General features: G+C 66.6%; 12 protein-coding genes and 1 pseudogene. 7 read left to right on the top strand and 6 right to left on the bottom strand.

Annotation, left to right across the window (positions count from 1 at the left end; all coding sequences use genetic code 11):
• Positions 1 to 4: 4 nt before the first annotated feature.
• Positions 5 to 655 (bottom strand): DedA family protein, encoded by a 651-nt coding sequence (locus tag AC6CID_RS12985; protein WP_006554664.1) that lies wholly within the window; start codon positions 653 to 655, stop codon positions 5 to 7.
• Between the two features lie 157 nt (positions 656 to 812).
• Here AC6CID_RS12985 and AC6CID_RS12980 point away from each other — a divergent pair, with 157 nt between their 5' ends.
• From AC6CID_RS12980 to fahA, 4 genes are all read left to right on the top strand, one after another.
• Complete coding sequence (locus AC6CID_RS12980) at positions 813 to 1,340, top strand: MarR family winged helix-turn-helix transcriptional regulator (protein ID WP_498354053.1); 528 nt, start codon at positions 813 to 815, stop codon at positions 1,338 to 1,340.
• A 116-nt stretch (positions 1,341 to 1,456) separates the two neighbouring features.
• Positions 1,457 to 2,659, top strand: a complete 1,203-nt coding sequence (locus AC6CID_RS12975) for a homogentisate 1,2-dioxygenase (protein ID WP_039583714.1) — start codon at positions 1,457 to 1,459, stop codon at positions 2,657 to 2,659.
• Positions 2,656 to 3,537 carry a hypothetical protein gene (locus AC6CID_RS12970; RefSeq protein ID WP_039583712.1) on the top strand — a complete coding sequence of 294 codons (882 nt, stop codon included), beginning with the start codon at positions 2,656 to 2,658 and terminating at the stop codon, positions 3,535 to 3,537. Before AC6CID_RS12975 ends, AC6CID_RS12970 begins: the two co-directional genes overlap by 4 nt.
• Positions 3,534 to 4,718: a fumarylacetoacetase gene (fahA, locus tag AC6CID_RS12965; RefSeq protein ID WP_039583711.1), complete on the top strand. Its 1,185-nt coding sequence runs from the start codon at positions 3,534 to 3,536 to the stop codon at positions 4,716 to 4,718. The genes AC6CID_RS12970 and fahA overlap by 4 nt, the downstream gene beginning before the upstream one ends.
• A gap of 100 nt (positions 4,719 to 4,818) precedes the next feature.
• On the opposite strand, the gene AC6CID_RS12960 is transcribed toward fahA, so the two are convergent.
• From AC6CID_RS12960 to AC6CID_RS12950, 3 genes are all read right to left on the bottom strand, one after another.
• Entirely contained in the window at positions 4,819 to 5,037 is a 219-nt protein-coding gene (locus AC6CID_RS12960) for a helix-turn-helix domain-containing protein (protein ID WP_039583709.1), read from the bottom strand.
• Positions 5,037 to 5,711 carry a hypothetical protein gene (locus AC6CID_RS12955; RefSeq protein ID WP_039583707.1) on the bottom strand — a complete coding sequence of 225 codons (675 nt, stop codon included), beginning with the start codon at positions 5,709 to 5,711 and terminating at the stop codon, positions 5,037 to 5,039. The genes AC6CID_RS12960 and AC6CID_RS12955 overlap by 1 nt, the downstream gene beginning before the upstream one ends.
• Before the next feature lie 123 nt (positions 5,712 to 5,834).
• Positions 5,835 to 6,572, bottom strand: coding sequence for an IclR family transcriptional regulator (locus AC6CID_RS12950; protein ID WP_039583705.1), 738 nt, complete (start codon positions 6,570 to 6,572; stop codon positions 5,835 to 5,837).
• A gap of 141 nt (positions 6,573 to 6,713) precedes the next feature.
• Between AC6CID_RS12950 and AC6CID_RS12945 the strand changes: the two genes are divergently transcribed.
• Positions 6,714 to 8,147: an acyl-CoA synthetase gene (locus AC6CID_RS12945; protein ID WP_200886448.1), complete on the top strand. Its 1,434-nt coding sequence runs from the start codon at positions 6,714 to 6,716 to the stop codon at positions 8,145 to 8,147.
• A 6-nt stretch (positions 8,148 to 8,153) separates the two neighbouring features.
• Here AC6CID_RS12945 and AC6CID_RS12940 read toward each other — a convergent pair whose 3' ends face one another.
• Entirely contained in the window at positions 8,154 to 8,882 is a 729-nt protein-coding gene (locus tag AC6CID_RS12940; RefSeq protein WP_006554673.1) for an MOSC domain-containing protein, read from the bottom strand.
• 1,370 nt (positions 8,883 to 10,252) lie between these two features.
• Here AC6CID_RS12940 and AC6CID_RS12935 point away from each other — a divergent pair.
• Both AC6CID_RS12935 and AC6CID_RS12930 read left to right on the top strand, forming a co-directional pair.
• Positions 10,253 to 10,870, top strand: coding sequence for a hypothetical protein (locus tag AC6CID_RS12935; RefSeq protein ID WP_230826474.1), 618 nt, complete (start codon positions 10,253 to 10,255; stop codon positions 10,868 to 10,870).
• Between the two features lie 9 nt (positions 10,871 to 10,879).
• A complete protein-coding gene (locus tag AC6CID_RS12930) occupies positions 10,880 to 11,515 on the top strand; it encodes an RES family NAD+ phosphorylase (RefSeq protein WP_006554675.1) in 636 nt (211 codons plus the stop codon).
• Positions 11,516 to 11,732: 217 nt separating this feature from the next.
• Here AC6CID_RS12930 and AC6CID_RS12925 read toward each other — a convergent pair.
• A pseudogene (locus AC6CID_RS12925) lies at positions 11,733 to 11,948 on the bottom strand (IS3-like element ISRhosp1 family transposase); the annotation flags it as partial.
• Between the last annotated feature and the right edge of the window lie 582 nt (positions 11,949 to 12,530).

Below are 12,530 nucleotides of genomic sequence, written 5' to 3'. Positions count from 1 at the left end.
GACCCTAACGGGCGCGAATCGATCGGACACGGCGGACGACGAACACCGCCACTGCTGCGACCACCGCGACGATCACGAGTTTCTGCAGCACATCGGCATACGGTTCGACGACTCCCCAGTTCTCACCGAGGAGGTATCCGGCGAGTACGAAGATCGAGTTCCACAGGGCGCTACCGAGGGCGGTCAGGACGACGAACCGACCGACGGGCATGGCCTCCACCCCGGCGGGAACCGAGATCACGCTCCGCACGAGCGGCACCATCCGGCCGAGGAGCACCGACTTCTCGCCGTGCCGGGCGAACCACTCTTCGCCGCGCCGCAGATCGGAGGTGTTCACCAGGGGGAGTCGCTCGACAACGGCATACATCCGCTGACGGCCGAAGGCGCGTCCGGCGAGGTAGAGCAGCAGTGCGCCGACGAGGGAGCCGAGGGTGGTCCACGCGACGGCCGAGACGAGGGAGATCTCCCCGCGGGAGGCCGCGAAGCCGGCGAGGGGAAGGATCACCTCGCTCGGGATCGGCGGGAAGAGGTTCTCCGCGGCGACCGCGACACCGGCACCGGGTGCTCCGAGCATCTCCATCAGCTGTAGCGACAGACCCGCGAGGCCGTGGAGTTCGTCCGTGGGGGACTGCGTGAGGGTGTGTGCGAGGTTCATGTCCGGAACGCTATGAGCGGCGAACGTGCAGGTCGCTGCGGTTTTCCGCCGACTTCGCGGCGTTCGGGGTGTGGTTTTCCGCAGTCCTGCCGAATTCCGGTCTATCCACCGGATAGTAAATGGATGAATTATCCCGGATCTGCGGTACTGTGACCGCATGTCCGGACCCCGCGACCTCGACTACTGGTCCTTCGTCGAACTCGCGCAGGAGCGTCTGAACAGCAAGTTCGGCCAACATCACCGCAGCGCGACCGAAGTTCTGCTCACGCTCAACCGGGCCTCGGACATCGTCACCTACGACCTCGAGGCCGCCGTTCACCGTCCGCGCGGCCGGTCGTGGTCGGCCTATCGGCTCATGTTCGTCATCTGGCTTGCCGGCCCGATCGAGCCGAACGTCGCCGCGCGACTCACCGGGATGAGCCGCGCCGCGGTGTCGAACCTCGCGAAACCGCTGGTCGAAGCGGTAATCTTGGAGAAGACACCGGTCAGCCACGACGCGCGTTCGGTGCAGTTGTCGCTCACCGAGGCGGGGGAGAAGGAGATCCGCGACAGCTTCCGCGCCCAGAACGAGCGCGAGGAGGCCTGGGTGGAGGTGCTCACCCCCACCGAGCAGCAGATTCTCGTGATGCTCCTGAACAAGCTGATCACCAACCGCAGCCAGTTCGACGTGCGCGGACGCAACTGACGCAGCCTCGTGACCTCTCTGTGGTTGCGCTCACGCCCTCCGTTTAGTTAACGTATTTACTACTTCCAGGCGAGCGACCTTCCCTCGCACGCCCGAGATCCGCGAGGAGTCAGATCATGGCGTTCTACCGACAGCTCGGCGTCATCCCGCCGAAGCGTCACACCCAGCACCGTGACGAGAACGGCGACCTGTACTACGAAGAGCTCATGGGCGAGGAGGGCTTCTCGTCCGACTCGGCGCTGCTCTACCACCGGTACATCCCCTCGGCGATCGTCGACGCCACCGAGTGGAAGCTGCCCGATCAGACCACCACGCCGAATCACCCGCTCAAGCCGCGGCACCTGAAGCTGCACGATCTGTTCCCCGAGACGATCTGGGCCGAGACGGATGTCGTGACCGGTCGTCGTCTGGTCCTGGGCAACGCCGACGTGCGCATCTCGTACGTCGTGTCGTCCAAGCCTTCGCCGCTGTACCGCAACGTCGTCGGCGACGAGATGGTCTACGTCGAGTCCGGTGAGGCCACCGTCGAGACGGTCTTCGGCCCGCTCGAGGCGAAGGCCGGCGACTACGTGCTGCTGCCGATGGCCACCACCCACCGCTGGGTGCCCCAGGGCGACGCACCGCTGCGCGCCTACACCATCGAGGCCAACAGTCACATCGTCCCGCCGAAGCGTTACCTGTCGAAGTTCGGGCAGTTCCTCGAGCACGCGCCGTTCTGCGAGCGCGACCTGCACGGCCCGACCGAACTGATGCAGGTCGAGGAGGAGAACGTCGAGGTGCTCGTCAAGCACCGCACCTCGCACGGCGTCGTCGGCACCCGCTACCTGATGCCGCACCACCCCTTCGACGTGGTCGGCTGGGACGGCTGCCTGTACCCCTACACCTTCTCGATCCACGACTACGAGCCGATCACCGGCCGTGTCCACCAGCCGCCGCCGGCGCACCAGGCGTTCGAGGGCAACAACTTCGTCATCTGCAACTTCGTGCCCCGCAAGGTGGACTACCACCCGCTGGCCGTGCCGGTGCCGTACTACCACTCGAATGTCGACTCCGACGAGGTCATGTTTTACTGCGGCGGCGACTACGAGGCCCGCAAGGGATCGGGTATCGGCCAGGGTTCGATCTCGGTGCACCCCGGTGGTCACGCGCACGGCCCGCAGCCGGGCGCCTACGAGCGCAGCATCGGTGTGGAGTTCTTCGACGAACTCGCCGTCATGGTCGATACCTTCCGCCCCCTCGAACTCGGTGAGGGTGCGCTCGCGTGCGAGGACGCCGCCTACGCCGGCAGCTGGAACCGCAATGCAGGAGCGACGAAATGACTTTCGGACCTCTCCTGACGGGACTGTGCGACGACGCGGCGCTGTTCCCTCCGGGCAACGCCCCGCTGCCCGTCGCCGTCCCCGCCCACGCCGGACACCGCTCGTCCGCGCACGCACCCCTCGTCGGAGCGTTCGTCTTCCCGGCCGGTCGCCTCGGTGAACTCGCAGATCACCTCACGCAGCACCCGTATCCCGGCGAGCTGGGCCTGAGCCTGACCGCACCGACCGGCACCGCCGCCGTCCGACCCGCACTCGAGCAGGTCGACGCGATGGACTCGGTGTCCGTGGTGGCGCTCGAGATCGCGGTCCCCGCAGAGCAATCCGTCGACGAACTGTTCGCGGCACTCGCCGAGATCTCCGTGGGCCGCCCGGATGTCGATGTCTTCGTGGAGGTTCCGCGCGACGAGCGCCGCGCCGAGATCCTCGCCCGTATGGTCGGCACGCCCTACGCGGCCAAGTTCCGCACCGGCGGCATCGTCGCGGAGGCGTATCCCGACGAAGCCGAACTCGCCGCAGCTGTCGGCACGGTCGTCACTACGGGTGTGCCGTTCAAGGCGACCGCCGGTCTGCACCACGCGGTGCGCAACACCGACCCGAAGACGGGCTTCGAGCAGCACGGGTTCGTGAACCTGCTGGCCGCAGTGGACGCGGTGCTGTCCGGAGCCGACACCGACGAGGTCGCCTCCGTGCTCGCCGAACGCGACGGGGCAGTGCTCTCCGCCCGCCTCGGCGCCCTCTCCGACGACCGGGCCGCAGAGGTCCGGCGCCGTTTCCTGTCGTACGGCACCTGCAGCATCGCCGAACCGCTCGACGATCTGCTCGGCCTCGGTCTGGCACCCTCGACCGTTTCCCCGATCACCGAAGGAACGAACGCATGACCACCATCGCCATTCCGGAGGGCTCGCTCTTCGGCCTCGACAACCTGCCGTACGGCATCTTCTCCACGGCCGACAGCGAACCCCGCGTCGGTGTCCGCGTCGGAGATTCGGTCCTCGACCTGAGCCGTGTCTTCGAGGACGACATCGTCTTCGCCGAGCCGTCGCTCAACGCGTTCATGGCCCGGGGCCGCGCCCGGTGGGACGAAGTCCGCGCTGCGATCAAGGAACTCGTCGCCGGTGACGTCGCCGACGAGGCCGTCTTCGCCGTCACCGACGTGACGATGCACCTGCCGATCGAGGTGGCCGACTACGTCGACTTCTATGCGTCGGAGAACCACGCGTCGAACCTCGGCCGGTTGTTCCGCCCGCAGAACCCCGACCCGCTGATGCCGAACTGGAAGCACCTGCCCGTCGGCTACCACGGCCGGTCGAGCACCGTCGTGACCTCGGGCGTCGACATCGTGCGGCCGTGTGGGCAGCGCAAGGGCCCCAACGATCCTGGGCCGGTCTTCGGTCCGTCGATCCGCCTCGACATCGAGGCCGAGATGGGCTTCATTGTCGGTGTCGGCTCCCCGATGGGTTCGCGGATCACCCCCGACGAGTTCGCCGACCACTGCTTCGGCGCGGTCATCCTCAACGACTGGTCGGCCCGCGACATCCAGGCGTGGGAGTACGTGCCGCTGGGCCCGAACCTCGGCAAGTCCTTCGCGACGTCGATCTCGCCGTGGGTCGTTCCGCTCGCCGCGCTCGAGGCGGCCCGCATCGACACCCCGGTGCAGGACCCGGAACCGCTGCCGTACCTGAAGGGCACCGAGAAGTGGGGCCTGGACATCGATCTCGAGGTCGAGTGGAACGGGCACGTCGTGTCGCGCCCGCCGTACGCGCAGATGTACTGGTCGCCGGCGCAGATGCTCGCCCACACCTCGGTCAACGGTGCCGCGACTCGCACCGGTGATCTGTTCGGCTCCGGCACCATTTCGGGCCCGGAGAAGGACCAGCGCGGTGCCTTCATCGAACTCACCTGGGGCGGAGCAGAACCCGTGCAGGTCGGCGACGAGACCCGCACTTTCATCGAGGACGGCGACGAGATCGCCATCTCTGCCACCGCGCCCGGCCCGAACGGGACCCGCATCGGCTTCGGTGAGGTCCGCACCCGCATTCTTCCCGCGATCGGGGAATAGAGGAAACAGGTCCGTGCGTCAGCCGGAGCGCCACCGGCCGGGCCGATCGGCGATGCCCGGAACCCACGAGGTTCCGGGTATCGCTGTTTTCCGGGGTCGGTCAGTCGACCGAAAGAATTTCGCCCACAGCGCAATCCAGTACGCGGCACAGGGCGGTGAGGGTCGAGAAGCGGATCGCGCGGGCGCGTCCGTTCTTGAGTACCGACAGGTTCACCACGCTGACGCCGACCTTGTCGGCCAATTCGGTGAGGGTCATGCCCCGATCGGCCAGCAGCTCGTCGAGATGACACCGGACGGCATGCTCGGTTTCCGGAGGCATCAGACGAGTCCTTCGTTGTCGCGCGCCATGCGGCTGCCGATCCGCAGTACCACGCCCACGGCCGAGATCACCATGCAGAAGACGTAGGCGTACCAGAACTCCGGTCCGAGAGGCGCGTTCGAGAGGACCTCGTTCATGTCCACGTCACGGATCAACATGTTGGTGCCCAGCGTGCGGGGAATCATCGGGACGATGATGGTCGCGATCGCCACCATCGACGTGACCCACACGAGCCGGATGACACCCCGGTCGAACAATCGGCCCCGGACGAATCGCACGACGATCCAGCTCAGCAGGGCCAGGGCTGTCAGGTAACCGAACGTCTGTACCGCCTCCCCGGCGCGGAGGAGGCCGACGCTGACGGGTGAGAGGGTGTCGGTCGGAACGTCGATCACCGTGGTCGAGGTGGTCTGGAGGTCGGCGCCGTTCGGGGTGGACAGCACCGGCGCCGCTGCCGCGTCGTCGAACCGGACCCGCGCGGTCACGATGCCGTCGCCGAGGGAGCTCGCGAGGTCGCGGACATAGGTGAAGAGCACGATCAGTGAGGTCAGCGCGAAGACGGTGAGGGACGCCCGCAGATCGGTGCGGTCCTTCTTCGACGTCTCGGTGGGGGAGAGCGTGTCGGGTTCGCCGCCCGGGCCCTGGGGGCGGTCGGTGCCGTGGGTGGAATTCATGGTCGTCTCCGAACTCGCCGGACGGCGGGGCTATCGATTGTCGATACCATCGATAATCGTTATACCTATCGATAAACGATATGTCCAGAGGTGGGGGCGCCCGCCAGTCCTGCTCGGAGCGGATCAGGGTAGGCGACGCTCGATCGCGTCCCGCGCTGCCAGCGCCTTCGCGCCGTAGTCGGCGAAGAGGTCGGGTGTCAGCCGCGAAGCCGGACCGGAGATGCTGAAGCAACCGCGCACGGTGCCACCGCGCCCACGCAGCGCGACGGCGACGGCGGCGATGCCGTCGTGCAGCCCTTGTTCGGTCACGGCATACCCGCGGGCGCGGATCTCGGCGATCTCCTCGCGCAGCGCTGCCGGTTCGGTGACGGTGCGCTCGGTCAGTGATGGGAGTTCGGTCGCGAGGAAGTCTTCGATCCGTTCGTCGGGCAGCGACGCGAGATAGGCCTTGCCGGTCGACGCGGCGTGGAGGGGAAGGCGCGTGCCGAGGGCGAGGAAGGCGCGCAGCTGATGGGCGCTGTCGAGTCGCTCGATCAGGACCAGCTCGTTCCCGTCCGGCACGGCGAGATGGACGGTCTCGCCCGTCTCGGTCTGCAGCCGGTTCAGCTCCGGGAGTGCGACCTCGCGCAGGTCGTCGCCGGACGACATCGCGCTGCCCAGGCTGAATGCGCGGCCGGTGATGACCCACTGCCCGGCGTTCGTCGTCGAGGGGCGCAGCCAGCCGGCTTCGGCGAGGGTCTTGAGGCATCGCTGAACGGTGCTCTTGGGGACGTCGAGTCGCTTGCTCAGGTCCGACAGCCCGACCGGTTGCGTGGTCGCGACCTCCTCGAACACGCGGAGTGCGGTGAGAACGCTGTTCATCGGAACCTTTCGCGCGGTCGTTGACGGCAGGCGGCACGGGCTATAGGTTGAGCCGGACCGCATCGTAGCACGCTGGTCCACAATGTGGACCGTGCACCGCGCGACACCGTCCGGCAGGACGTCGAGAAGGGACCACCACCGATGACCACCACCACGCCCGTGCCGTTGCTGACCTCGCTCACCGAGTCCGGAGCAGGCAGTGACGACCGCAGCGCTGTCCGCGTCGGAGACGTCTCGCTCACCCGATCCGAACTGATCGCGGCTGCCGCCGCGGTGGCCGACGAGGTCGCAGGCTCCTCGCGGGTCGCTGTCGACGCCACCGCGAGCATCGAGACGGTGATCGCCACGACCGGATGCCTCATGGCCGGTGTGGCCGCCGTGCCGGTGCCGCCGGATTCCGGTCCGGCCGAACGCGCGCACATCCTGAAGGACTCGGGTGCGCAGGTGTGGCTCGGCACTGCCCCCGAGGACGTCACCCTGCCCGCGATCCCGGTCGACGCGAACGCGCGCTCGTCGTCCTCGCACGCCGAGGCGGACCCGGGCAGCGCCGCAATGATCATGTACACCTCCGGAACCACCGGTGCCCCCAAGGGAGTCGTGCTCTCGCGGTCCGCCGTGGCGGCCGGCCTCGACGGCCTCGCCGAGGCGTGGAACTGGACGTCCGACGACACTCTCGTCCACGGACTTCCGCTGTTCCACGTCCACGGACTCATCCTCGGCGTCGTCGGTGCGCTCCGGCAGGGCTCGTCGCTCGTGCACACGGTGCGACCGAAGCCCGAAGCCTATGCAGCGGCGGGTGGTTCGCTCTACTTCGGTGTTCCCACCGTGTGGTCGCGGGTCGCCGCCGACGAATCGTCCGCTCGCGCACTGTCGTCCGCACGACTCCTGGTCTCGGGCAGCGCACCCCTGCCCGTGCCGGTCTTCGAGCGCATGCTCGCCCTCACCGGCTCCGCGCCGATCGAGCGGTACGGAATGAGCGAAACGATCATCACGATCAGCACCCGCCACGACGGTGAGCGTCGGCCCGGCTGGGTGGGTCTGCCGATCGACGGGGTCTCCACCCGACTGCGCGACCAGGCCGGCAACCTCGTGCCGCACGACGGCGAAACCCTCGGCCAGTTGGAGGTGTCCGGCGCGACCCTGTTCGACGGCTACCTGAACAACCCCGAGAAGACCGCCGAGTCGATGACCGAGGACGGCTGGTTCAAGACCGGCGACATCGCCGTGATCGACGACCAGGGTTTCCACCGCATCGTCGGCCGCGAATCGGTCGACATGATCAAGTCCGGCGGCTACCGGATCGGCGCCGGCGAGGTGGAGCACGCGCTGCTGAACCATCCCGGCGTGCAGGAGGCCGCGGTGGTGGGTGTGCCGGACGACGATCTCGGACAGCGGATCGTCGCCTACGTCGTCGGGGATCTCCGTGATCCGGGCGAACTCTCGGACTTCGTCGCGCAGACCCTGTCGATCCACAAGCGCCCCCGCGAGATCCGTACCGCCGACGCTCTTCCGCGCAACGCCATGGGCAAGGTGCAGAAGAAGCTTCTCGTCGAGGACTACCTCGCCGGGAAGTGACCCGGTCTACCCGATCCGGACTTCGTCGCCGACGGTGATGTCGCCGGGAGTCGGGACGGTCGCGTAGACACCGATGCACGGCATCGGCTTGCCCTCCGGCACATTGGGCACCTGATGCGCGGTCATCACCTCACGCAGCATGTCGCGCCGCGCGGGAACCTCCTGATGGGGGAGCGTCACCATGACGCACCGCGCGGTGCGCTTGTGCGGTTCGAGGACTGCCGAGCCCACCGACACCCGTCGGCCGATCCATTCGTCCTCCACGAAACCGGTCGTGTCCGGAGTGTCGACGACCAACTGCGGCCGGAACCGCCGCAACGCGACATCGGTGGGGTCGCCGGTGCCGAGCGCTTCGACCGCGGAGCGGGAGACGAGATGCACCGGCGCCTCGTCGTAGGTGCGGTCGCGCGGTTCGAGCCGCACGTCGTGACCGAGCAGCTTCGACAGCAGGTCGTCGACCTCGGGATCGTCGCCGCGCACCACCGTGCCGTCGGCGAGCGTGAGTTCGAGTGCCGCCGGATCGCGGGGGTCGTCGTCGTTCAGAAGTCGTGCGGAGCAGGTCAACAGCAGTCCGTAGCGTCGGAAACGCTTCGCACTCGCGATGTTTCCGGTTTCGGCGTCGACCAGCGCCCACAGGTGGTCGCCGCGCACACCGTCCGCTTCGATCGCTGCGGCGTCGATCCGTTCTCCTCCGAACGATTTCACCGGATAACGCCACACCTGATCGATACGCACGACTCGTGAGCATACGGGGAACTGGGGAGAATGTTACGTGCGATTCCAACTCGCGGACGAAAACACCCGAGTCTCCGCCATGTTCTTCAACGGCGCATTGCAGATGACCTCACCACTGTTGGAACCGATGAGCGAATCCACCGCACCACTGCTCGCGATCTACCCCAATCGCAGAAACATGAGGTGGACACGTGGATGCTGCGCCGTGCCGCGGTCGATGCACGCCGCCGACTCCCGAAGCTGGATGACCCGAATCCCTCGACCTTGCTGGCTCAACGGAAGCTGCCGTCGCGGCTGACCGCGCTACGCGCTGTCCATGTCCCCGCATCCAAACAGCACGCAGAAAAGGGACGGGACCGACAGGCCTATGACGAACTCCTGCGGTCGCAGCTCGCCCTCGGAGTGCTTCGAAACGCACAAGCCGCAGAAGTCGGCATCGCCCACAAGCCCACCGGGCGACTGCTCGATGCATGGTTGGCCGGCCTGCCGTACACCCACAGGTGCACAGCTGCGGGTGATAGCCGATATCCACACCGACATGACCGCCTCCGGCCGACGAATCGGTTGCTGCAGGGAGACGTCGGCGCCGGAAAGGCCCCCGTCCTGGCAGCCACTGCGTTTGCGTTACTGGTAATCGAAGGCGGCTTTCAGGCGGTCCTCATGGCCCCGACCGATATTCTCGCTCGGCGCAACACTTCGAAGAGATCGCCGAAGCATTACGGCCTCTCGGCGTGACCGTCGACCTGCTGGTGTCCCGGACCTGCCTCTCCCCCGATCGACGCCGGTCGAGTTCGAAACCATCATGACCACACCAGTCGCACAGGCTGCGTGACCGAAACTGTCGCCGAATCGTGCAGCAGTCCCCAACGTCCCACACGCATGTTGCGGTCTGGCTGTGGCTCCTTCGACCGGGCTGCGGTGACGAATATTCAACTCCGTTTCTGGAGTGATCGAGTCCTGGCAGGCCGCTCACCCCTCGAAGCTGCTCGCCCTGTGCCCCGGAGTTCTTCGATTCCGGGGCACGGCGACTCGAGGAGCGAACGCTGTGCATCACTATGGGCTGATCGACCGTCTGCTCGAGTCGGCGAGGGGGATCATTGCGGAGGCGATCACCCTGGTCGACAGTCCTATCGAGGTAGGGATCGATCTTCGCTGGCCGACTACGAGAAGGTGTTGGCGACGCCGTCCCCGGTCCAGGGTGTCGTGGTTTCTCGCTGGAGGGGGCCCGTGGTTGCTGGGACGCGTTGTGCAGAGTCCTTGTGGCTGCCGGGATGGTGCTACATCGACAGGATTCGTCAGGGTGTAGCTGCCCGGCCGAGTTCGCTAGCATGTATTTGCGGGCGTAAATGATCGCAAATCAGGAGGTCGTGGTGAGTGAAGCAACGACGGAGAGTCGCTATCTGCGAGGCGACCTCAATTTCGAAGATGCCTTGCGTGAAGTGACCGGAGTCGACATCGGCCGTGATCAACTCGTGCAGATCCTCAAGAGTCTCCATACGGCGAATCCAGCCGGGCCCGCACTGTCCGAGCACGACGCACGCGTGCTCACCGATGCCGGATTCACCGCGAGTCCCGCCGCTGCCACGGCTGCGCGAGTCGATCGCGATATTCGGATGGCCAACCTCGTCGCGACCTCGTTGTCCATTGCAGACGCTGCAGTCCGCCTCGGCGTCACGCCGGCTCGCATCAGGCAACGAATCGCCGACGGCACCCTGTGGGCATTCGACTCCGGTCGTAACCGCTTGTTGCCTCCGGCGCAGTTCACCGACAGCGGGGCCGTGCCTCACCTCGACAAAGTCATGCCCCACATCCCGAAGGACCTGCACCCGCTGACGGTGCAGACATTGCTCACGCAGCCGCAGTCGTCATTGGTCGTCGATGGCCGGCCGGTCTCGATCGTCGCGTGGTTGACCGGCAGCGCAGGCACACCTGAAGAGATCGAGATTGTGGTCGACGTGCTTGCCGCCGTCGAGTGGGAATCGGCGTAGATGGGGGCGATGCTTCCGACACCGCCCTCCATCGCGCAGCTTCGTGCGGCAGGTCTGCTGCCGAAGGAAGTACTCGAGTGGCAGCCGAGCGAGATCATGTGGCGCGTGCACCGTACGACCGGTTCACATGTTCTCCCGTGGAATGCGTTGCGTGAGTTCGGGCCGATCCTGCGGTTCGATCAGCATCCGCTCCCGCGTGGGGATCATCCCGGCTACGGCGTGTGGTACGGCGCGTCCAGCCCCCGAGGTGCATTGGCGGAAGCGTTTCGATCGGCGCGGGTGATCGATCGCCATCGCGGTGACCCTTATCTGACCGGTGTGCGCTTCACCCGCGTGCTGCGGTTGCTCGACGTGTCCGGTGTCGGTGGAGGTGCATGGGCCACTCGGGTGGGAGGCAACGATGCTCTCGATTCCGCGCCGCACCGTCTTTCGCAGCATTGGGCCCGCACGATCCATCGCGCTCACACCGGACTCGACGGGGTCATCTATCGTGGCCGGTTCGCCGGCAGCACATCCGTGGCGGTCGTCGAACGTGCTGCCGATGCGTTTCCGCAGCGTCCTGTGCTGTCGCTTCCCTTGTCGCATCCTGGTCTGGCTGATGCCGTTGATACCGCGGCGCACGAACTCGGCTATGTCGTTATCTGATCCGGTTGCGAGACATGGCCATCACCGACACGCCTGCTGAACGCGGGGAGACTGCCGATGACGAGTGGCGTGCCGGCTGTAGAGGGAGGCGGACTGGTCTCGGTTCCGATGTTGAGCGGTCGGCGATCGACCACCCCACCACTCGACGCGAACAGATGTCGATCACCGTCGCCAGATCTCCTGCGCGAAATAGGCAGCTGCCCGGCGCAGAATCTCATGTTCGAGCTGCCATTCCTTCTCCGAGTTGCGCAGCCGGGCGTTCTCTGCCCGCAGGCGCCAACTCGTCCGCCGCAGTCTCACTGCCGCCGCCCGATGCGGCCGCTGAGCCCCGGTCCGAGGCCACCGCGGCGTAGGTGCGGGTGCCGCCGCCGGCGCGATACAACGCGATGGCGTCCCGGCGGAACTCCTCCGTGTACTGAGACTGACGTCCCATGTGAACATCCCTCCTGGTTCTTCTACGAACCACTGTCAGGGTGTCCACTCCCAGGGGGCAGCCTCAGTCGCACGCGGCCTCAACGTGCCCATCGACGAAGGACTCGCTGTCGAGGCTGCATGGTTCGCAACCGCCATTCCCACCGCGAGCGTGAGGAAAGGGCTCAACGGATTCCTCGGCCGACGGACAGTAGCCCCGATGTAAGTACGCGTTTCGGGTAGGGGACGTCGAACACTCGCACACGGGCGCATTCCGTGCGAAGTGCGGCGGGTCACCTTCCCCGTGGTCGGGAAGGTGGCTCCAACCGGGCGCGGGGCTTCTCCAGTCCTGATCCGTTGAGAGTTCGATGCCCTGCACGAGCCGATCATCACGAACTGAGGTGGTGAAGTGGAAGGTTCGGTATTCAGCGACACTGATGGAGCATCGCTGCCAACTCGCGTGTTGCGGCCGCTTCGGTCTCTGCGCCCCACGCGCTCAGAGCATCGGCTGAGACCATCAGAGATGTGGACGAATCAGCGGGGATGCCGTCGCCGAGCGGTAGTCCGATTTCCTGGCGGAGTTCATGCATAAGGACAGTGGGCT

The sequence above is a fragment of the Rhodococcus sp. GQ147 genome, from assembly GCF_059759155.1.
The sequence above is the reverse complement of the archived record's forward strand: the minus strand, read 5'-3'. Positions and strand labels throughout refer to the sequence as shown.